The organism is Bradyrhizobium sp. SZCCHNR1043 (assembly GCF_032489675.1).
In the GTDB taxonomy this organism is placed as follows: Bacteria; Pseudomonadota; Alphaproteobacteria; order Rhizobiales; family Xanthobacteraceae; genus Bradyrhizobium.
Genome location: NZ_JAUEYN010000005.1, coordinates 23412 through 44628, shown reverse-complemented (window position 1 = coordinate 44628; position 21217 = coordinate 23412). Strand labels below are relative to the sequence as shown.

The window sequence follows — 21217 nt, the reverse complement described above, 5'->3', positions numbered from 1 at the left end:
CTCGCGCTCCCACTCACTTCGTCGCTTTCTCGTCGCCGGGCAGCGGATAGTCCGCGCCTTCCCAGGGCGACAGGAAATCGAACTTGCGGAATTCCTGGTTGAGCCTGACAGGCTCGTAGATCACCCGCTTCTCCTGGTCGTCGTAGCGCACCTCGACGAAGCCGGTGGTGGGGAAGTCCTTGCGCAGCGGGTGGCCGTCGAAGCCGTAATCCGTCAGCAGGCGGCGCATGTCGGGGTGACCGACGAAGATCACGCCGTAGAGGTCATAGGCCTCGCGCTCGAACCAATCCGCCCCCGGGAAGACGTCGATCAGCGACGGCACCTGCGTCGTCTCGTCGGCCTCGGCCTTGAGCCGGATCCGTGCGTTCAGGGTCGGAGACAGGAAGTGGTAGACGACATCGAAGCGCTTGGCGCGCTCCGGGTAGTCGACCGCGGTGATGTCGGTGATGTTGACGAACCGGAGAGCCGGATCATCACGCAGATACTTCACAACCTCGACGATCCGACCCGGCTCCACGTTCACCGTGAGCTGATTGAAAGCGACCGAATGGCCGATCGCCGCGCCCGGAAGCGCGCTCACGATCGTCTGCCCAAGGGCGTCGAGCCTGCCGTCGTCCATAACGAAAACCTTCAGCGTTCGATGGTGCCGGTGCGCCGGATCTTCTTCTGCAGCAGCAGAACACCGTACAGCAGCGCTTCCGCGGTCGGCGGACAGCCGGGCACATAGATATCAATGGGAACGATGCGGTCGCAGCCGCGGACCACCGAATAGGAATAGTGATAGTAGCCGCCGCCATTGGCGCACGACCCCATCGAGATGACGTAGCGCGGCTCCGGCATCTGGTCGTAGACCTTGCGCAGCGCCGGCGCCATCTTGTTGGTCAGGGTGCCGGCGACGATCATCACGTCCGACTGGCGCGGCGAGGCGCGCGGCGCGAAGCCGAAGCGCTCGACGTCGTAGCGCGGCATCGACACCTGCATCATCTCGACGGCGCAGCAGGCCAGGCCGAACGTCATCCACATCAGGGAGCCGGTGCGGGCCCAGGTGATGAGATCGTCAGCGGTGGCAACGAAGAATCCCTTGTCCGACAGTTCGTGCCTGACCTCGAGGAAGTACGGGTCGTTGGCACCGATCGGCCTGCCGGTCGCGGGATCGAGAATGCCCTTCGGGGCCGGTGCGATCACCGGACCGGTCGAGGACGTGGTCGGGCTCAATCCCATTCAAGCGCGCCTTTCTTCCATTCGTAGGCAAACCCGACCGTCAGCACGGCCAGGAACACCAGCATCGACCAGAAGCCGGCCGCGCCGAGCTTGCCGAATGCCACTGCCCAGGGGAACAGGAAGGCGACTTCGAGGTCGAAGATGATGAAAAGGATGGCCACCAGATAGAAGCGGACGTCGAACTTCATGCGCGCGTCGTCGAACGCATTGAAGCCGCATTCGTACGCGGAGAGCTTCTCGGGATCGGGCTGCTGGTAGGCGACCAGGAAGGGCGCGATCAGCAGAACCACCCCGATGATGGCTGCGACACCTATGAACACGACGAGGGGGAGATAGTTCTGGAGGATGCCGGTCATCGGCGCCACTTTCCTCTGCGGTTTCGGTGCAAACCGCAGATTCGTTGCATTGGAATTGGTCGAAGCCTTAGCGCAGCGCACCAAGCCGCGCAAGACAAGCCGTCTCGCCGGTGTCATCCCTCCCCACATTGCGGAAACCTGGACACACCGAGCCACGGCGCCACGGATGACGCGTGCAGGAGCCGCATTGCAGACCCGCAGCATTACGGTGTCGCACGGACCGGCGCGGGATGCTGAGGTGATCAGCGATCGCGAGCACGCACGCCGTCGTGCGCAGGCTGGGCGGGGTCGGAGACAGATGCGGATCAGCGTTCGATCGAGCGATCCAAGCAAGGCGACTGGACCGTCACCCGATAGGCGTCCGTTATCACGTCAGATGGTCACGAAGGGCCGCCGGATCAAGATCACCTGCGGCGGCCGGCGCGGCCGTGGTCACCGCCGATGCCGGCATGGGTGCCGATCACGGGCTCCGGCCGCATACTCCCGATTGCCGGCGCTCCGACTGCAACCGATGAAACCATTTTGAGGAAACGAAGAAACCGGATCGAAACAAAGCGGAGGTACATGTCCAGGCAACAAAGTGGCGCTCTGAGACGCCGGGAGGCTGACATGAACCACTCGCTGCATTCCGCAGACCGATCGACTCACCTGAAGATCGTCGTCGTTGCCCTGATCGCAGGCATCGCGGTAACCGCTTTCGGTATCGCGACCCGCGCCAATGTGGACTACAGCCAGACGGCATCGCACGTCGTGAAGGCCGGCAAGCCTGTGACCGTGACGAGTTCCAGCGACTCGATGGTGCGCTGAGCCGTCGGTCCGCTGCTGACAGCGGTCGCAGGCCACCCGCTGGGTGGCCTTTTTCGTGCCCGATCGGAAAGATTAGCGACGGAGCGCCTGCAGTTCGGCGAAGCGTCAGGTGGTGGCCGGGGAGAGATCACGCGGTCGCACGGCTTGCGGCGGCCAAAGGATCAAATCGAAAGCTAAGCCATTGAAAACATGGCGCGAGAGACGGGGCTCGAACCCGCGACCTCCGGCGTGACAGGCCGGCGCTCTAACCAACTGAGCTACTCCCGCGTGATCGCGAAATCCGCGGAGGAGTGCGACTTAAAGGGGCGATGTTTCGAAGTCAAGGACAATGAACCGATAGCTGTGCGAAGTCCTTGATGAGCGGTCAATCGCGGTCTCTCTCAGTGGCGTCGGGCATCCGCCGTAAATCGCGCATGATGATGGGCCAAGTCGATGATCCGTCTTTTTTCTTCGGGACCGCAACGGCACGGCCGCAAAGGAAGATGAGTTTCGAATCGCCGGACTGGGTATCCTTTAGGTCCCATGCGCGCGCAGGAGCGCGCAATTCAGCCGCCGGCGGGCGGTACCGATCACAGCGGGTCGCGACGTCGCATTCCGCAGCAAAGGAGCCGGCGGATGCGCTTTGATCGGGGGAACCACTGATAGCCTGATGAACCCTGGTATCTGGCATGCAATAACTGATATATTAGTATACCGATGCATACGGTAACATATTGTTCCCTCTCCTGTCCTTGTGGTGCACATGTCCGATCCGCTTCGCAGCTACACCCACTCCGTCACCGAGCGTCTGCTCCGCTATGTCGTGATCGACACCCAGTCGGACCCGACATCGCCGACCTGCCCTTCGACGCTCAAACAGAAGAATCTCGGCCGGTTGCTCGCAGCCGAGCTGCAGGCGATGGGCCTCTCGGACGCCCATCTGGACGACCACGGCTACGTCTATGCGACCATCCCGGCCACCACCGACAAGGCCGTGCCGGTGATCTGCTTCTGCTCGCACATGGACACGTCGCCCGACTGCTCCGGAGCCGACGTGAAGCCGCAGATCGTGCGCAACTACCAGGGCGGCGACATCGTGCTGCCTAAGGACCCGAGCCAGATCATCCGTGCCGCCGAGCATCCGGCGTTGAGGGACCAGATCGGCAACGACATCGTCACCACGGACGGTACCACGCTGCTGGGGGCCGACAACAAGGCCGGCATCGCCGAGATCATGGACGCGGCGCAGTTCCTGATCAGCCATCCGCAGATCAAGCACGGCACCATCAAGATCCTGTTCACGCCGGACGAGGAGATCGGCCGCGGCGTCGACCGGGTCGACCTGAAGAAGCTCGGCGCCGATTTCGGCTACACGATGGATGGCGAGACCGCCGGCAACATCGAGGACGAGACCTTCTCCGCCGACGGTGCCACCATCCTCATCAACGGTGTCAGCGCCCATCCCGGCTTTGCCAAGGGCAAGATGGAGCATGCCATCAAGATCGCATCTGCGATCATCGAGCGGCTCCCGAAGGATAGCTGCTCGCCGGAAACGACGGAGGGCAAGGAAGGCTTCCTGCATCCGGTCGGGATCTCCGGCGCGCTCGAACAGGCGCGGCTCGATTTCATCGTGCGCGATTTCAGCGAGCAGGGCTTGCGGCAGAAGGAAGCGCTGCTCGAGGACATCGTCAGGGACGTCCTGAAGGACTATCCGCGCTCGAGCTACCGGATGGAGGTTCGGCAGCAATACCGCAACATGAAGGAGGTCATCGATCTGCATCCGGAGATCGTGACCTATGCCGAGGAGGCGATCCGCCGCGCCGGCCTGACGCCGGTCAGGACATCGATCCGCGGCGGGACCGATGGTTCGCGGCTGTCGTTCATGGGCCTGCCCTGCCCCAACATCTTCGCCGGCGAGCATGCCTTCCACTCGCGTCTCGAATGGGTCAGCGTCCAGGACATGGAGAAGGCGGTGCAGACCATCGTCCATCTGGCGATGATCTGGGAAGAGCAGTCCTGAGCGCCGTCAGGCGCGCGCCGTCACCAGCCAGATCGAGCCGGCGAGCGTCACGCTGTCGCCGCGTACATACTGCGTCAGCAGCTCGCGAACCGACTGCCGCGCCGCATCGCGCGTCTCCTGGGGATGCCCCTCCAGCGCGCGGCTGGCGGGGCCGATCTCGAAGGCCGATTGTACGGCCGCATCGAGCCCCTTGCCGATCGCGACGTCGAGCGACAGCGCATGTGCCTCCAGCGCGACGTCGCTGAAGCCGGCCTCGCCCAGGATGCGCGTCACCCGCGCTTCCGATGCGAAGGCAAATGGACCGGGATCGTCGGGCGCCATCTCTGGCAGCTTCGGGACGTGGCGATAGACCGCCTGCAGCGGCGCGATCATCCAGGGATTGGCTTTCGGCTCGCGCCAGCAGGCGAATACGACCCGGCCGCCCGGCTTCAGCGCGCGGCGGATGTTGGCGAACGACGCCACCGGATCGGCGAAGAACATCACGCCGAACCGCGACACCAGCAGATCGAAGCTCGCCGGCGCGAACGGATGCACGGTCGCGTCGGCCAGCACGAATTCGGCGGGAAGCCCGGCCGGCGCCACCGCGCGCGCCCGCTCCAGCATCGGGGCGGAAATGTCGACCCCGAGCACATGCCCGCCAGGCGCCACCTGCCCGGCCAGCGCGATCGACAGGCCGCCACAACCGCAGCCGATATCGAGCACACGATCACCCGGCTTGGCCGCGATGCGGTCGATCAGGATCTGCGACACCGGTGCGAGCAGGATGTCCTGCGCCTCCTGGCGATCGGACCAGCGCTGGCCGCCCGGCCCGTTCCAATAGGCGATCTGGTCGGCGTTGCGCTCGTCCCCTGCCGGCAATTGCATGATGTGCCCTGTCTGATTGAGGTCATCGCAAGAGCCGGCATGGCGCATGCAGCCGCCTGTCCTGTCAAGGCACGAGGCCGCGATGCGCTCGAGGAAGAAAGTGGGCCGGTTCTGACCACGGTTCGGAGAGACTTTCGCCGACGGCGAGAGCGCTCCAACATCGGCTCAGCCGCGCGAACTCCTGTCGGATGGCGTCGCGCCGCATCGGCGTGTAGGCCGCGCGCTCCTCCGCTGACATCCCATTTAGCAGGCTGCGCGCCGACGGTGCCATCTCGGCCCCGCGCGCCCGCAGCGCCGGATCGTCAGCCTGCTGCAGCCAGTCCTGCCAGCACACATAGGTGGCGCGCTCGGAGCGGGCATAGTCCTCGCTGCGTTCCGGCATCAGGCGCTGGTCCCTGGCCTCATGCCTGCGACGCAGCCGCGCGGTCTCGCGGGACGAGGTCGCATGCGGGACCAAATGAAAAGTCCCGGCCGTGCCGCCGGCCGCGAGCCGCCCGAACACGGCGCCGTCAATCCCGAGATGCTTCTCGACGATGAAGTGTTGCAGATCATGCGGCATCCAGGGATCGAAGCCTGGCGCCGGGCTCATTTCGAGGGTGCGTCCGTCGCCGAGCGTCGCGCGCACCGCGTAGCGGCGCTCGCCTGTGCGGACGAAGGAAACAGTCATGGGCGGTCGCGGACGACGAGACATGGGACACTCGCAATTAGCAGCTGCGGCTGAAAAACGGCCCCATCATACCGCCGCGGGCGAGGGATCGATAGATGCGCGCGGACCTGCTGGCGAGCGCAGCAGCGCAATGCAATAGCGGGACAGCCTCTGGTCTCGCTGGTTCTGGTCTCGCTCTTGCTTCGATCAGGCGCGTCAGGAGCCACATGCGCACTCTTATCGTTGCCGATCTTCATTACTCGCTGCCGCAGTTCGACTGGCTGGCGGCGGCTGCCGATCATTTTGATGCGGTGGTGTTCGCCGGCGATGCGCTCGATCTCGCCTCGATCGTCGACATTCGCGCCCAGATCGTGGTCGTGAAGACATATCTCGTGCTCCTGGCGGCCAAGACGCGGGTCATGATCTGCTCGGGCAATCATGACCTGGAGGAGCGCAGCCCGGATGGCGAGAAGATCGCGGCCTGGATCGGGACGGTCCGCGAGCTCGGCATCGCGGCCGACGGCGATGACGTCCTGATCGGCGATACGCTGTTCTCGCTTTGCCCGTGGTGGGACGGTCCGCTGGTCAAGGCCGCGATCGGACGCCAGCTCGATGCCGCCGCGACGCGCGACGCAGCCCGCTGGATCTGGGTGCATCATGCGCCGCCGGCCAACTCGCCGGTGAGCTGGGGCGGCAAACGCTTCTTCGGCGACACCGAGCTCGAAGGCTTCATCGCGCGGCACCGCCCGGCAATGGTGATCTCCGGCCACGTGCACCAGTCGCCGTTCATCAAGGACGGCTCCTGGTTCGATCGCGTCGGTGAGACTTGGGTCTTCAACACCGGACGGCAGCCCGGGCGACCGCCGGCCTACATGGTGCTCGACACCGATGAAGGGCGCGCCTTCTGGCTGGCGGCGGGGCAAGCCGAATGGGTCGATCTCGCCGGTCCGCTGCAACGCCCGGCCCAGCCCGTGACGGCGGCGCCGGACTGGCTCAGAGTCGTGGATCGGATTCCAGATCCGTTCCTGGCGAAACCTGCTGCGGCGGCAGGTTGATCATGCTCTGCAGCACCTCGCCGACCATCGCCAGATGCGTGCCATGGCCGGCATATTGCCGCTTGAGGTCGGCGAGATAGCTGTTGGCGACGTTCAGGCGCTGCGCCAGCATGCGCGCGATCGCGAGCGTCGCCTCGGGATTTTCAGCCAGGAAGCGCCGAGCGTCGGGAATTTCGTAGATCAGGCAATCCGCGGCGGCGCGCACGGTCGCCGTGTGAGGCTGCTCAAGCAGCAGCGACATTTCACCGAACAGCGCGCCCGGCTCCGACACGACCGCCACCGTGGCGCCGGCCTTGATCACCTCCAGCCGCCCCTCGAGCAGGATGTAGAGATGCCCGGTGCTATGCCCCTCCTCGAGCAGCATGGTGCCCGCCGGAATCGCACGCTCATGTCCGCCGGTGCAGTGGCGCAGGAAGTCGGTCATCGGTTCGCCCGCGATGTTTCACTCCGCGCGCCAAGCTAGCCGAAGAACGGTTCATCGCCACGCGAAATCGTCCGGGCGCTTCGCACCAGCTGTCGCAAAGGATTTTAACCCCCTGTCCGAATAGCACTCGGCGGCGCCATCATCGTGATCGGGACGTGGGTTTGGCTCAGCCGCCGAGGCTCGATGGCAAGGTGGCTCAGCTTTACGAGAGCAGCAGATCGATGAAACCCGACGCACAAACGCGCTTCTGGAGAGCATCGCCATCAGCTTGGAAAATCGACGCGCACGACAATAGCAGCGTCACCATTGCGAGGGTGCGTCCCAGCGGATGCTAATGGTAGGCGGCGAGAGATTCGAACTCCCGACCCTCTCGGTGTAAACGAGATGCTCTAACCAGCTGAGCTAGCCGCCCTCACGTCGCGCTTCTTTACCCCCTGCCCGATCCTCAATCAACGCCGGAACCACGCGGCGGCAGCGAGAAACCGCCGCAGCGGGAACGGTGGGGGCAGACCACGCACGCTCGAAGGGTCGGTGGTTCGATCTCCCAACGAAAACGGCGCCCTTACGGGCGCCGTTTCCTTGGATCAGTTCGGACCTCAGTGGGCGGTCAGGCCGCCGGCGGCTTCGTCGCCGTCGGCCTTCACCGGCACCTTGGTGTCCTCTTCCCAGACGATCGGCACCGGCTTGCGGACCAGGGCACGGGCGACGACGTCGTCGAGACGGGACACCGGGATGATGTCCATGCCGCCCTTGATCGCATCGGAGATCTCCGTGAGATCCTTGGCGTTGTCCTCGGGGATCAGCACCGTCTTGATGCCGCCGCGGGCCGCAGCCAGCAGCTTCTCCTTCAGACCGCCGATCGGCAGCACGCGACCACGCAAGGTGATCTCGCCGGTCATCGCCACGTCGTGACGGATCGGAATGCCCGTCATGACCGAGATGATTGCGGTTGCCATCGCGACGCCCGCCGACGGACCGTCCTTCGGGGTCGCCCCCTCCGGAACGTGGACGTGGATGTCGCGGCGGTCGAACATCGGCGGCTCGATGCCGTAGACGATCGCCCGCGAGCGGACGTAGGACGCCGCCGCCGAGATCGACTCCTTCATGACGTCGCGCAGATTGCCCGTCACCGTCATCTTGCCCTTGCCGGGCATCATGACGCCTTCAATGGTGAGCAGCTCACCGCCGACATCGGTCCATGCCAGACCCGTGACGATCCCGACCTGATCGTCGCTCTCGATCTCACCGAAGCGATACTTCGGCACACCCAAGAATTCCTCGACGGCCTTCTCGGTGACCTTCACCGACTTCTTCTTGGACATCATGAGCTCCTTCACGGCCTTGCGGGCCAGTGTGGAAATCTCACGCTCCAGGTTACGCACGCCCGCCTCGCGGGTGTAGCGCCGGATCACGAGCAGCAGCGCGTCATCGTCGATCGACCACTCCTTCGAATCCAGGCCGTGCTTCGACAGCGCGGACGGGATCAGATGCTTGCGGGCGATCTCGAGCTTTTCGGTCTCGGTGTAGCCCGCGATGCGGATGATCTCCATGCGGTCCATCAGCGGCCCGGGAATATTCAGCGTATTCGCGGTCGTGATGAACATCACGTTCGACAGGTCGTAGTCGACCTCCAGATAGTGATCGTTGAACGTCGTGTTCTGCTCGGGGTCCAGAACCTCCAGCAGCGCCGACGACGGGTCACCCCGGAAGTCCGAGCCCATCTTGTCGATCTCGTCCAACAGGAAGAGCGGGTTCGAGGTCTTGGCCTTGCGCATCGACTGGATGATCTTGCCGGGCATCGAACCGATATAGGTCCGGCGATGACCGCGGATCTCCGCCTCGTCGCGCACGCCGCCCAGAGACACGCGAACGAACTCGCGGCCGGTGGCCTTCGCGATCGACTTGCCGAGCGAGGTCTTGCCGACGCCGGGAGGTCCGACCAGGCACAGGATCGGGCCGGTCAGCTTGTTGGCGCGCGACTGCACCGCCAGGTACTCGACGATGCGATCCTTGACCTTCTCCAGCCCATAGTGATCCGCATCCAGAACCGCCTGCGCGGCCTCCAGATCCTTCTTCACCTTGGACTTCTTGTTCCACGGGATCGACAGCAGCCAATCCAGATAGTTGCGCACGACGGTCGCTTCCGCAGACATCGGCGACATCTGGCGCAGCTTCTTCAGCTCGTGCTGCGCCTTCTCTCGCGCTTCCTTGGAGAGCTTGGTCTTGTTGATGCGCTCTTCCAGATCGGCGAGCTCGTCGCGGCCGTCCTCGTCACCCAGCTCCTTCTGAATGGCCTTCATCTGCTCATTCAGGTAGTACTCGCGCTGGGTCTTCTCCATCTGGCGCTTGACGCGCGAGCGGATGCGCTTCTCGACCTGCAGCACCGAGATCTCGCTCTCCATCAGGCCCAGCACCTTCTCCAGGCGCGTGGTGACGGACAGCGTCTCCAGGATGCCCTGGCGATCGGCGATCTTGACGGCGAGATGCGAGGCGACGGTGTCGGCCAGCTTGCCGAAATCGGTGATCGACTGAACGACGCCGACGACTTCGGCGGAGATCTTCTTGTTCAGCTTCACGTAGCTTTCGAAGTCCGACACGACGGACCGCCCGAGCGCTTCGGCCTCGACCGACTTCGCATCGGTATCCTCGAGCGCAACGGCAGTGGCTTCGTAGTAGTCGGCACGATCGGTGTACTTCTCGACGCGCGCGCGCTCCAGACCCTCGACCAGCACCTTCACGGTGCCGTCGGGCAGCTTGAGGAGTTGCAGCACGCTGGCGAGCGTCCCGGTCTCGTAGATAGCATCCGCAGCTGGATCATCGTCGGACGCGTTCTTCTGCGTCGCCAGCATCACCAGCGCGTCGTTCTTCATCACCTCTTCGAGCGCGCGGATCGATTTCTCGCGGCCGACGAACAGCGGAACGATGTTGTGCGGGAAGACGACGATGTCGCGGAGCGGCAGAACCGGATACGCGTGGCTCTCGCCGTAGACGATGGTCGGCCGGGGTTTGGGGGTCGTCATGGCCTGTTCCTTTTGTTTAGCCCCCTTGCACGCAGTCCGCCATCGTGCGCAACCGCCACAAGGTGCGATCTGATCCGGACATCACTGACGCGTCGATATCGCCCGCTTGTTTCGGATCGTTTGTTGAGGCGAATCCCGGGATTGAGATTTGTATCGCCACGCGACATTAGGTGGCTATCGACCCGGGGGGTGTCAAGTATCGGTAAACACCCGCCAAAAATGGCTTTACGCGGCGGGACGCTGAAACGCTGCGATGCCGCGGACATGATGTCCGCAGCGATCGCCGATCTAACAAATCGAGGTCTTCTGTCTCTCGTGCCAGCGCGCCTCACGCGCTGGCGCTGCTTTCCACCGCACGATCGGACCGATCGGCGTAGATGTAGAGCGGACGGGCCGTGCCCTCGACCACTTCGCGCGAGATGACCACTTCCTCGACGCCCTCGAGACCCGGCAGGTCGAACATCGTCTCGAGCAGGATGCTCTCGAGGATCGACCGCAGGCCACGCGCGCCGGTCTTGCGTTCGATGGCCTTGCGCGCCACTGCGCCCAGCGCCTCGTCGGCGAAGGTGAGCTCGATGTTCTCCATCTCGAACAGCCGCTGATACTGCTTCACCAGCGCGTTCTTGGGCTCGGTCAGGATCTTCTTCAGCGAGTTCTCGTCGAGATCCTCGAGCGTCGCCACGACCGGCAGACGGCCGACGAACTCGGGGATCAGGCCGTACTTCAGGAGATCCTCAGGCTCGACGTGACGGAAGATCTCGCCGGTACGGCGGTCTTCCGGCGCCAGAACCTGGGCGGCGAAGCCGATCGAGGTCGACCGGCCGCGCGCCGAGATGATCTTCTCCAGTCCAGAGAACGCACCACCGCAGATGAAGAGGATGTTGGTGGTGTCGACCTGCAGGAACTCCTGCTGCGGGTGCTTGCGGCCGCCCTGCGGCGGAACCGACGCAACCGTGCCCTCCATGATCTTGAGCAGCGCCTGCTGGACGCCCTCGCCCGACACGTCGCGGGTGATCGACGGATTGTCCGACTTGCGACTGATCTTGTCGATCTCGTCGATGTAGACAATGCCACGCTGCGCGCGCTCGACATTGTAGTCGGCCGCCTGCAAGAGCTTCAGGATGATGTTCTCGACGTCCTCACCGACATAGCCGGCCTCGGTCAGGGTCGTCGCGTCCGCCATCGTGAACGGCACGTCCAGGATGCGGGCGAGCGTCTGGGCGAGCAACGTCTTGCCCGAGCCGGTCGGGCCGATCAGCAGGATGTTCGACTTCGCCAGCTCGACGTCCGAGTGCTTGGTCTGATGGTTCAGCCGCTTGTAGTGGTTGTGGACGGCGACCGACAGCACCTTCTTCGCATGGTTCTGGCCGATGACGTAATCGTCCAGGACCTTGCAGATCTCCTTCGGGGTCGGAATCCCGTCGCGCGACTTCACCAGCGAGGACTTGTTCTCCTCGCGGATGATGTCCATGCAGAGTTCGACGCACTCGTCGCAGATGAAGACGGTTGGACCTGCGATCAGTTTGCGGACTTCGTGCTGGCTCTTGCCGCAGAACGAGCAATATAGCGTGTTCTTCGAGTCGCTCGTGCCGACCTTACTCATTCCTGTCTCCGTCCGCGGTTCGCTCTTGTCCGCTCGTTCGTTCCGATCCGGCACGGGCCGGACCAGACTGGTGAAAGAGCAAATTTCGTACCAAAATTAACACCTTGTTCTTCACCCGTCGTGCACCGACGACCTACGCGAATCCCCCACGATCCATAACTGGACACTCTAGCCAATCATGCTGTCATCCGACTATCAAGAATTCGCTAATCGGAGCACAGACCCTAGACCGTGACATTACCGTGATTTTGGGGCTTGACACGGTAAGAACACGCGAAATCAGCGAAGCGTTGCGTGTTTGCCACGCCTATTTGCCGGCCGCACGGCAGGGTTGCGGCCCTTTTGGGACCCCACCTTGGTACCTTTGCCGGCCCGAGCCGGCAAAGGCGATGCTATTGCGTTCCGAGGCCCGTCAATCGGACCCCGCCTCGATCACGGACGGCTCACTTACCCATCGCCGCCGGATCTTCCGGCCGCTTGTCGAGAACCTTGTCGATCAGGCCGAACTCCTGGGCCGCTTCCGCCGTGAGGAATTTGTCGCGCTCCAGGGCGTCCTCGATCGCCTTGTAAGACTGGCCGGTGTGCTTGACGTAGATCTCGTTCAGCCGCTTCTTCAGGTTCAGGATCTCCTGGGCGTGCAGCATGATGTCGGTCGCCTGGCCCTGGAACCCGCCGGACGGCTGATGCACCATGATGCGCGAGTTCGGCAGCGAGAAGCGCATGTCCTTGTGGCCGGCACAGAGCAGCAGCGAGCCCATCGAAGCCGCCTGGCCGGTGCACAGCGTCGACACCGCCGGACGGATGAACTGCATCGTGTCGTAGATCGCGAGGCCCGACGTCACCACGCCACCGGGCGAGTTGATGTACATCGCGATTTCCTTCTTCGGGTTCTCGGCCTCGAGGAACAGGAGCTGCGCGACGATCAGGGTCGCCATGCCGTCCTCCACCGGACCGGTCACGAAGATGATGCGCTCCTTCAGGAGGCGCGAGAAGATGTCGTAGGCGCGCTCACCGCGGTTGGTCTGTTCGACCACCATGGGCACAAGGTTCATATAGGTTTCGACGGGATCGCGCATGAATCACCCAAGGGTTGGACCAGCAGTTGAGACGACCGGCCGCCGCAGGTGAGGCTCATTTCAACGAGCAGCGACGGACAGGTGTCCCGTGATGCAGAACTTCAAGACCGAGCTCACAGATATGGACCAATTCGCCGGTGACAAGACCGGGTCCCCTGGCCAGCCGCGAGCGAGGTCATTGCGCTGTTCAAGCTGATTCCCGCGGCGGCGGCCAGCGCCTGAACCGGGCCGACCGGCGCTTTCGCCGGTCAACCTTAATCACGCGCTTATGTCGCGAACCCTACGATGGGCGACCTGTTCAGGCCGCCTTGTCGCTGTCGTCGTCCTTGAACAGCTCGTCCTTGGAGACCTTCTTCTCGGTCACGTTGGCGAGCTCGAGGATGAAGTCGACGACCTTGTCCTCGTAGATCGGCGCGCGCAGCTGCGCGAGCGCCTGCGGGTTGTTGCGATAGAAGTCCCAGACCTCCTTCTCGCGGCCCGGCATCGAGCGCGCGCGCTCCATCACGGCGCGGCCGACCTCGTCGTCGGTCACGGTGATCTTGTTCTTCTCGCCGATCTCCGACAGCACGAGGCCGAGACGGACGCGGCGGTCGGCGATGGTGCGGTACTCGTCCTTCGCCTTGTCCTCGGTGGTGTTCTCGTCGGCGAAGGTCTTGCCGCTGGAGTCCATCTCGGCCTTGACCGAGTTCCACATCAGGTTGAACTCCTCGTCGATCAGCGACGGCGGCGCATCGAACTTGTGGGTCTCGTCGAGACGGTCGAGCAGCGCGCGCTTGACACGCTGGCGGGTCGCCTGGCTGAACTCGCCGGCGAGGCGGTCGCGCATCAGCTGCTTCAGCTTGTCGAGCGACTCGAGGCCGAGCGTCTTGGCGAACTCATCGTCCACCACCTTGTCCTCCGGAGCCTCGACCGCGGTCGCCGTGGTCTCGAACTCCGCGGCCTTCCCCGCGAGCTCGTTGTTGAGATAGTTGGTCGGGAACGTCACCTTGAGCGTGCGGGTCTCACCGACGCCGATCCCGATCAGTTGGTCCTCGAAGCCGGGAATGAAGGTGTTCGAGCCGATCACGACATCGATGCCCTCGCCGGTGCCGCCCTCGAAGGCGACGCCATCGATCGTGCCCTTGAAGTTGATCTTCACCCGGTCGCCGCTCTCGGCCTTCGCGCCCTCCGCCTTCGCGGCGTAGCTGCGGTTGGCATCGGCCAGGCGCTTGATCGCCTCGTCGACATCGGCGTCGGTGATGTCGGCCACGGGCTTCTCGACCGAGAAGGTCTTGAAGTCGGCGAGCGCAATCGCCGGCACGACCTCGACGGCCACGGTGTAGGTCAGGTCGGACTGGCCAGCGAGGATCTTCTCGACCTCGGCCTCCTCCGTCGGCATCGTCACCTTCGGCTCGGTGGCGAGGCGGAACCCGCGCTCGGTGAAGATCTGCGTGTTGGTGTCGCGGATGGTCTGGTCGATAGTCTCGGCCATGACCGACTTGCCATAGATCTTCTTCAGATGCGCCACCGGCACCTTGCCGGGGCGGAAGCCGTTGATGCGGACCTTGTCCTTGAGATCGACCAGCTTGGCATCCGCCTTGGCGTCGAGATCCGCCGCCGGAACGCTGATCTGGAACTCGTGCTTCAAGCCTTCCGACAAGGTTTCTGTGACCTGCATGGCGTCAATCTTCTTCCGCTTCGGTCCGAACCCTTGCGATCCGGACACATCTGACTCAATTGTGGACGACGCGCGGCAAAGGGCCTTGCGTCGGTGGGATCGGCGGCCCCGCTTCTCTGTCCGAGAGGGCGGGTCTGCCGGTAAAACTTGGGGCAAACGCCGGAGAAGCGCTTGGTGCGGGCGGAGGGACTCGAACCCCCACAACTTTCGTCACTGGAACCTAAATCCAGCGCGTCTACCAGTTCCGCCACGCCCGCGTGAACTGCATCGATAGCCCGGCCGCGGTGCCGCGGGCGGCGCGGCTTATACCACGCACGAAACCGTCCGCAGCAAAAAAATGGGCTGTCGAAAGCACCACCGGCAGGCCGATCGACCGTGTCGCACGCACAGATAAGGGAAAACAACATGATCCGCATCCCCCTCATCGCACGATGTTTTGTCGCATGACGGAACCGTCCGAGGGGCTCAGCCGCCGTGCCCTGCTCGGCGGCCTCGCCGCAGCCGGCGCGGCCTCGTTTGCTCGCCCGGCTCCGGCCGCTGGCCGAATCTCGGTTTCCTTGGACGCTCGCGGCGAATCTCTCGCGCTGAGCCCGGGACGTTCACCGAGCCCGCTATGGCGGTTGGCTGCACCGGCTCCGGTGATCCGGCTCGCACGCGGCACGGCGCTCGATCTGGACCTTTCGAATGGCCTTTCGATCCCGGCCGCGCTGTCCAGCCGCGGCCTCACTTTACCCGCCCCGCTGCTGGCGCAGGCGGAGATCGGCCCCGGCGGCCGGGCCACCATTCCAGCCTTGGCGTCGCGCGCCGGGACCGGCCTGCTCGACCTGCGGCTGCTCGCCGACGCCGTGCCGATCCGGCCGCTCCCTGTCATCGTCGACGAAGCCGAGACGGTAACTGTCGACCACGACGAAATTCTCCTGGTCGAGGACTTCAGGCTCGCGGCGGACGGAACCGCGGTTGCGCCACGAACCGAGGCGAGAGACGCCGACCCCCTTTACACCGTCAATGGGCACATCCAGCCGGAGATCGCGCTGCGAACCCATGCGCGGGTCAGGTTGAGGTTCATCAATGGCTGTCAACGCGCTGTGATCGCGATCAAAATCGCCGACCTCGACGCCGTCCGCGTGATGGCCATCGACGGCCAGCCGGCCGAGCCTTTCCTGGCTCGAAACGGCGCGGTGGTGCTGCCGCCCGGCGGCCGCACCGACGTCTTCCTCGACATGCCCGCCGCCAAGACAACGCTGGCCGTGCTGCTGCACGACGGCAGCAATGCGCGTCCCCTCGCCCGGCTGGTGGCGTCGAGCGAGCCGCCGCTCCGTGCCGCCCCGTTGCCGCCGGCGCCGCCTTTGCCTTCGAACGGTTTGCCGGACAAGCTGGACCTGAGGACCGCCGCTCGGACCGAGCTCACGCTCGACGGCGCCGGCTGGCAACCGCCCGCCGCGTTCAACGCCGCCGGCGCCCCCACCTTCCAGGCCAAGGCCGGCCAAGCGGTCGTGCTGACATTGGCAAACAAGAGCGCCGGCACCCATGTGGTCCACCTTCATGGCCAGCCGTTCCGGTTGCTCGACCGGCTCGACGATGGCTGGAAGCCCTATTGGCTCGACACGCTGGCGCTGGAGGCCGGCCAGACCCAGCGCATTGCATTCCTTGCCGAGCAATCAGGCCGATTCCTGGTCGAGAGCACGGCGACCAACTGGGCGGCGCCGCGCCTGCTGCGGTGGTATGAGATCCGGTGAGGAAACGACCCTGAGGGAACAGTCCCCATGACCACTGCCGCCATCACCGGGATCACGGCACGCGCCGTGATCACGCCCATGAAGCGCCCCTTGCGCAACGCGTTCGGCATCATCGACTCCGGACCGCTGGTGCTGATCGACGTCGCAACCGATCAGGGGGTTACCGGCCATTCCTACCTGTTCGCTTACACCAAGCTCGCGTTGAAACCGCTGCTGCATCTGGTCGAGGAGATCGGCCGCGAGCTCAAAGGCCAAGCCCTGGTCCCGTTCGATCTGATGAAACTTATGGACGCCAAATTCCGCCTGCTCGGCTGGCAGGGCCTCGTCGGCATGGCCGTCTCAGGTCTCGACATGGCGTTCTGGGATGCGCTCGGTCAGCTCGCGGGCAAGCCCGTGGTCGAGCTGCTCGGCGGCACCGCGCGACCGATTCCGGCCTATGACAGCTATGGCGTGCTCGATGCCAAGGACGACGAGCGCACCTTGCGCGCCGCGCGCGACGAGCACGGTTTCCGCGCCATCAAGACCAAGGGCGGTCATGGCGATCTCGCGACCGACGAAGCGATGATCAAGGGCCTGCGCGCCCTGCTCGGCCCGGACATGGCGCTGATGCTCGACTTCAACCAGTCGCTCGATCCCACTGAAGCCACGCGCAGAATCACGCGCCTTGCTGCCTACGACCTGACCTGGATCGAGGAGCCGGTGCCGCAGGAAAACCTCTCCGGCCATGCCCGGGTGCGCGAGCGCTCGGAGATCCCGATCCAGGCCGGCGAGAACTGGTGGTTTCCGCGCGGCTTTGCCGAGGCGATCGCCACCGGCGCCTCCGACTTCATCATGCCCGATTTGATGAAGGTCGGCGGCATCACCGGCTGGCTCAACGTCGCCGGGCAAGCCGATGCGGCCTCGATCCCGATGTCGAGCCACATCCTGCCAGAAGCGAGCGCGCATGTGCTGGCGGTGACGCCGACCGCGCATTGGCTCGAGGTGCTGGACTTTGCCGGCGCCATCCTCGCCGAGCCGCTGCAGGTCATCGACGGCAAGGTGACCGCGCGAGGTCCGGGTCTCGGCCTCGCCTGGAACGAGAGCGCGGTCGCGACGTATCAGGTGACGTGACGGCGCGCCCGCGCTCACATTGTGTCGCGGGCGAAGCGCGCCACAACGAGATCGAGCAGGGCGCGCAGCCGCGCCAGCCGCTTGAGATCGCGGTGGTAGCCGACGAACGTATCGCGTCCCGGCGGCTCTTCGCCGAGGTCGATGCGGGAAATGCCGGGGGTGGCATCGCCGAGCGGACGTGGCAGCACGGCGACGCCGCGGCCGAGCGCGCACAGGCGCGCCTGAACGTCGCGGCTGTTGCTTCGGATGCCGACGCGTGCCCCCGGCAGCACGCGTGAGAGCCAGACCGCGTCGGGCATCCCGCCAAAACCGCTGTCCATCGTGATCAGGTCGTGGCCTTCGCCATCGCCGGGACGAGGCTGCGGCCGACCGGTCTGGAGATAGACGCCGTAGCGGATGTGGGTGAGCCGGCGCACGATCACGTCGGGCTCGTCGAACGACGCGATCCGGAAGGCAATGTCGGCCTCGCGCCGTGCCAGGCTGTAGACCCGCGCATCCGTCAACATCTCGACCATGACGCGGGGATGCGATTGCGCGAACTCCGCGACCACCGGCGACAGCATGTGCAGGCCGAACCAGTCCGAGCAGGCGATGCGCAGGGTGCCGTCGAGGCCCTGATCGCCGCCGCCGAGGTTGCGCCCGATCGAAAGCGTCTCCTCCTCGATCCGCTCGGCGTGGGCCAGGACCATGGCGCCTTCATCGGTCAGGACGAAACCCGTGGTCGTGCGCTGGAACAGCGTCTGGCCGACACTCCGCTCCAGCGCCCGCAACCGACGGCCGACCGTCGGCTGGCTCTGCCCGATCCGCCGGCCGGCGGCGCCCAGGGTGCCCTCGCGCGCAACTGCCAGGAAGACCTGCAGATCGCTCCAATCCATCTCGGCACCACCCATTCATTTTTGAATGAGACAATATCAAATAAGGCCATTTCCAAACACTTTCGACGTCGCCACACAAGACCCAACAGCAACGAGGTGTTGTGATGGCCTTCAATCAATCGATGCGCGCCGTGGTCTTGGACGAGGTGGACGGGCCGTTTCGGATCGCTGAGGTGCCGCGCCCCAGTCCCGGCCCGGGCGAGGTGCTGGTCCGCGTCGCGGCCAGCGGTCTCAATCCGCTCGACTTGAAGATTCGCGCAGGCAAAGCTGCGCATGCGAGGCATCCTCTGCCCGCCGTGCTCGGCATCGATCTCGCGGGAACGGTGGAGCGGGTCGGCTCCGGCGTCACCGGCTTCAAGGCCGGCGACGAGGTCTACGGCATGACCGGCGGTGTCGGCGGCATCCAGGGATCGCTCGCCGAATTCGCCGCCGTCGATGCCCGGCTGATTGCGCACAAGCCGACGCGGCTCGGCATGCGCGAGGCCGCCGCCCTGCCCCTGATCACCATCACGGCCTGGGAAGGACTGGTCGACCGCGCCGCCGTAAGCCGCGGCCAGACGGTTCTGGTCCAGGGTGGCGGCGGCGTGGGACGTGTCGCGGCACAGCTTGCACGGGCGCGCGGCGCCGAGGTGTTCGTGGTCGCCTCGGCCGAACGGCGCGCGGAACTCAGCGCGCTCGGCGTCACCCCGATCGACCGTCACACGACGAGCGTCGATCAGTATGTCCGAGAGTATGCGGCCGGACGCGGCTTCGACGTCGTCTATGATACCGCTGGCGGTGCGGCGCTCGACGCCTCGTTCCATGCGGTCGCCCGCTTCGGCCATGTCGTGAGCGCCCTCGGCTGGGGCAGTCATGCGCTGGCGCCCCTGTCATTCAAGGCTGCCAGCTATTCGGGCGTGTTCACGCTGTTGCCGCTGTTGACCGGTGAAGGCCGCGAGCATCACGGCTTCATCCTCGCCCAGGCCGCCAAGCTCGCGGACGCGGGTCACCTCGCACCACGCATGGACGAGCGCCGCTTCTCACGCTCCGAGGTCGACGCCGCCTATGCCGCGCTCGCGGGCGGCGCGACCGGCAAGATCGTCGTCGAGCTCGAGTGACGGCGCGGCATCAGTAGTCGACGCCGAACCGGTCGAAGAGGCGCCTGAACACGGCCGGCAGGGTCTCGGTGAGATCCTCCGCGATCAGGCCGGGGCCGGCCTCGTTGCCGGCCTCGCCATGCATCCAGACGCCGATGGTGGCGGCTTCGAACGCCGGCACGCCCTGTGCGAGCAGCCCTGCGATGATGCCGGCGAGCACGTCGCCGGCACCGGCGGTGGCGAGCCAGGGCGGCGCATTGGCGGCGATGGCGGCGCGGCCGTCGGGCGCGGCCACCGTCGTGTCGGCGCCCTTCAGCAGCACCACGGCGCCACAGCGCGCGGCAGCCGCGCGGACGCGCTCCAGCTTGGAGCGGCCGGGATGCTTGTTGCTGAGATCCGAGAACAGGCGCGGGAATTCGCCCTCGTGCGGCGTCAGCACGATCTGCGCCTCGGCCATCGCCCTGATCTGCTCGAACAGCCGCTCTGGCGCATCGGCGAAGCTCGTCAATGCGTCGGCATCGAGCACGAGATGACGCTGCGCCGACAGCGCGGTGAAGACGAGGTCGCGCGTGCGCTCATTGACGCCCGTTCCGGGCCCGATGATGCAGGTGTTGTAACGCTTGTCGCCGAGCAGCTCGCCGAACTCGATCGCGGTGTCGGCGGCGCGCACCATCACCGCCGTCAGCGCTGCCGCATTGACCGCGAGCGCATCGCGCGGCGAGGCCAGCGTGACCAGACCGGCGCCGGCCCGCAACGCGGCGCGCGCGGCCATCCGCGCCGCGCCTGTCGCGGCGACGTCGCCGGACATCGCGAGCACATGGCCACGCGCGTATTTGTGGCCGTCGATAACAGGCACGGGAAAGCGGCCCTGCCAGAGTTCGGGTTCGTTCTCGAAGGCCTGCGGCCTGATCTCGGCGAGCACCTGGGGATCGATGCCGATGTCGGCGAGCCGGACGTGCCCGCAATGCTGGCGGCCCGGCAGCAGCAGGTGCGCTGGCTTCTTGCGGAAGAAGGTCACCGTCTCGGTGGCGCGGACCGCAATGCCCATCACCGCAGCCGTGGTGCCGTTGATGCCGCTCGGCAGGTCGACAGCGAGCACCGGCGCGCCGTTGCCGTTGATCGCTGCGATGACGTCATGGGGCTCGCCGGTGACGGGCCGGCTAAGACCGGCGCCGAATAGCGCGTCGATGATCAGCGCCGGCTTGCCGATCGCCTGCGGCGTGAACGGCAGCACCGGAAACTTCCAGCCCTTGGCGGCGGAGGCCGCATCGCCATGCAGCGCGTCGCGCTCGCACATCAGGATGACCGACACGTCCCTGCCCTGCGCGGCGAGCTCGGCCGCGGCAACGAAGCCGTCGCCGCCATTGTTGCCTGGCCCGCACACGACCACGATCGGCCCGGTCTCGACCAGGTCCATGGCCGCCTCGGCCACCGCCTGTCCGGCACTCAGCATCAGCGAAAAGCCCGGCGTGCCGGCCGCGATCGTCAGCCGGTCGGCGCGCTCCATTTCGCTCGTGGTCAAGATTTCCATAAACCGCTCTCGTCTCCAGCCGCCGTCTTGCGCCGGCAGCCTGATGTCGTCCCCATGGCCTCGCAGGGGACGTCGGCGCCCCGTTCCTCGGAGCCGGTGCGCGCGAATCCCGCGCTTCCTATTGCCGCGCCGGCCCGCAACTTCCAAGGGCGCTGCACATC

The 21217-nt window shown here is 65.4% G+C and carries 18 protein-coding genes and 3 tRNA genes; 6 read left to right on the top strand and 15 right to left on the bottom strand.

Features of this window, described 5'->3' with window-relative positions:
• Window positions 1-13: 13 nt before the first annotated feature.
• From QX039_RS09950 to QX039_RS09940, 3 genes are read right to left on the bottom strand one after another with little or no spacing between them, the layout of a single operon-like run.
• Window positions 14-619, bottom strand: coding sequence for an NADH-quinone oxidoreductase subunit C (locus tag QX039_RS09950; protein ID WP_315738272.1), 606 nt, complete (start codon window positions 617-619; stop codon window positions 14-16).
• Between the two features lie 11 nt (window positions 620-630).
• Entirely contained in the window at window positions 631-1215 is a 585-nt protein-coding gene (locus tag QX039_RS09945; RefSeq protein ID WP_284418856.1) for a NuoB/complex I 20 kDa subunit family protein, read from the bottom strand.
• Window positions 1212-1577 (bottom strand): NADH-quinone oxidoreductase subunit A, encoded by a 366-nt coding sequence (locus QX039_RS09940; protein ID WP_008964559.1) that lies wholly within the window; start codon window positions 1575-1577, stop codon window positions 1212-1214. The genes QX039_RS09945 and QX039_RS09940 overlap by 4 nt, the downstream gene beginning before the upstream one ends.
• 609 nt (window positions 1578-2186) lie before the next feature.
• Between QX039_RS09940 and QX039_RS09935 the strand changes: the two genes are divergently transcribed.
• Window positions 2187-2384, top strand: a complete 198-nt coding sequence (locus tag QX039_RS09935) for a hypothetical protein (RefSeq protein ID WP_315738273.1) — start codon at window positions 2187-2189, stop codon at window positions 2382-2384.
• A 190-nt stretch (window positions 2385-2574) separates the two neighbouring features.
• Here the strand turns inward: QX039_RS09935 and QX039_RS09930 are convergent.
• Window positions 2575-2651, bottom strand: a tRNA-Asp gene (locus tag QX039_RS09930).
• Between the two features lie 475 nt (window positions 2652-3126).
• Here QX039_RS09930 and pepT point away from each other — a divergent pair.
• Window positions 3127-4383, top strand: a complete 1257-nt coding sequence (gene pepT, locus QX039_RS09925; RefSeq protein WP_315738274.1) for a peptidase T — start codon at window positions 3127-3129, stop codon at window positions 4381-4383.
• A gap of 6 nt (window positions 4384-4389) precedes the next feature.
• Here pepT and QX039_RS09920 read toward each other — a convergent pair whose 3' ends face one another.
• Both QX039_RS09920 and QX039_RS09915 read right to left on the bottom strand, forming a co-directional pair.
• Window positions 4390-5247 carry a class I SAM-dependent methyltransferase gene (locus QX039_RS09920; protein ID WP_315738275.1) on the bottom strand — a complete coding sequence of 286 codons (858 nt, stop codon included), beginning with the start codon at window positions 5245-5247 and terminating at the stop codon, window positions 4390-4392.
• A gap of 64 nt (window positions 5248-5311) precedes the next feature.
• Window positions 5312-5914: a hypothetical protein gene (locus tag QX039_RS09915; RefSeq protein WP_315770859.1), complete on the bottom strand. Its 603-nt coding sequence runs from the start codon at window positions 5912-5914 to the stop codon at window positions 5312-5314.
• Between the two features lie 206 nt (window positions 5915-6120).
• Between QX039_RS09915 and QX039_RS09910 the strand changes: the two genes are divergently transcribed.
• A complete protein-coding gene (locus tag QX039_RS09910) occupies window positions 6121-6948 on the top strand; it encodes a metallophosphoesterase family protein (RefSeq protein WP_315770860.1) in 828 nt (275 codons plus the stop codon).
• On the opposite strand, the gene QX039_RS09905 is transcribed toward QX039_RS09910, so the two are convergent.
• From QX039_RS09905 to QX039_RS09875, 7 genes are all read right to left on the bottom strand, one after another.
• Window positions 6887-7372 carry a cyclic nucleotide-binding domain-containing protein gene (locus QX039_RS09905; RefSeq protein WP_315770862.1) on the bottom strand — a complete coding sequence of 162 codons (486 nt, stop codon included), beginning with the start codon at window positions 7370-7372 and terminating at the stop codon, window positions 6887-6889. The genes QX039_RS09910 and QX039_RS09905 overlap by 62 nt on opposite strands.
• Before the next feature lie 335 nt (window positions 7373-7707).
• Window positions 7708-7784, bottom strand: a tRNA-Val gene (locus tag QX039_RS09900).
• A 184-nt stretch (window positions 7785-7968) separates the two neighbouring features.
• Window positions 7969-10392: an endopeptidase La gene (lon, locus tag QX039_RS09895; protein WP_315738279.1), complete on the bottom strand. Its 2424-nt coding sequence runs from the start codon at window positions 10390-10392 to the stop codon at window positions 7969-7971.
• Between the two features lie 328 nt (window positions 10393-10720).
• Window positions 10721-11995, bottom strand: a complete 1275-nt coding sequence (gene clpX / locus QX039_RS09890) for an ATP-dependent Clp protease ATP-binding subunit ClpX (RefSeq protein ID WP_012044595.1) — start codon at window positions 11993-11995, stop codon at window positions 10721-10723.
• Window positions 11996-12438: 443 nt separating this feature from the next.
• Complete coding sequence (locus QX039_RS09885; RefSeq protein WP_315738280.1) at window positions 12439-13071, bottom strand: ATP-dependent Clp protease proteolytic subunit; 633 nt, start codon at window positions 13069-13071, stop codon at window positions 12439-12441.
• Between the two features lie 298 nt (window positions 13072-13369).
• On the bottom strand, window positions 13370-14728 hold the full coding sequence (gene tig, locus QX039_RS09880; RefSeq protein WP_315770864.1) for a trigger factor: 1359 nt from the start codon (window positions 14726-14728) through the stop codon (window positions 13370-13372).
• Between the two features lie 172 nt (window positions 14729-14900).
• Window positions 14901-14985 (bottom strand) — tRNA-Leu (locus QX039_RS09875).
• 186 nt (window positions 14986-15171) lie between these two features.
• On the opposite strand from QX039_RS09875, the gene QX039_RS09870 reads away from it, so the two are divergent.
• Both QX039_RS09870 and QX039_RS09865 read left to right on the top strand, forming a co-directional pair.
• On the top strand, window positions 15172-16464 hold the full coding sequence (locus QX039_RS09870) for a multicopper oxidase family protein (RefSeq protein WP_316219512.1): 1293 nt from the start codon (window positions 15172-15174) through the stop codon (window positions 16462-16464).
• A 27-nt stretch (window positions 16465-16491) separates the two neighbouring features.
• Window positions 16492-17574, top strand: coding sequence for an enolase C-terminal domain-like protein (locus tag QX039_RS09865; protein WP_315738282.1), 1083 nt, complete (start codon window positions 16492-16494; stop codon window positions 17572-17574).
• A gap of 14 nt (window positions 17575-17588) precedes the next feature.
• Here QX039_RS09865 and QX039_RS09860 read toward each other — a convergent pair whose 3' ends face one another.
• Window positions 17589-18449: a LysR family transcriptional regulator gene (locus QX039_RS09860; protein ID WP_315738283.1), complete on the bottom strand. Its 861-nt coding sequence runs from the start codon at window positions 18447-18449 to the stop codon at window positions 17589-17591.
• A 104-nt stretch (window positions 18450-18553) separates the two neighbouring features.
• Between QX039_RS09860 and QX039_RS09855 the strand changes: the two genes are divergently transcribed.
• Window positions 18554-19546, top strand: a complete 993-nt coding sequence (locus tag QX039_RS09855; protein WP_315738284.1) for a zinc-dependent alcohol dehydrogenase family protein — start codon at window positions 18554-18556, stop codon at window positions 19544-19546.
• A gap of 10 nt (window positions 19547-19556) precedes the next feature.
• On the opposite strand, the gene QX039_RS09850 is transcribed toward QX039_RS09855, so the two are convergent.
• The gene (locus tag QX039_RS09850) at window positions 19557-21056 is read right to left on the bottom strand and encodes an NAD(P)H-hydrate dehydratase (protein ID WP_315738285.1); all 1500 of its coding nucleotides are present in this window, start codon (window positions 21054-21056) and stop codon (window positions 19557-19559) included.
• Window positions 21057-21217 lie beyond the last annotated feature (161 nt).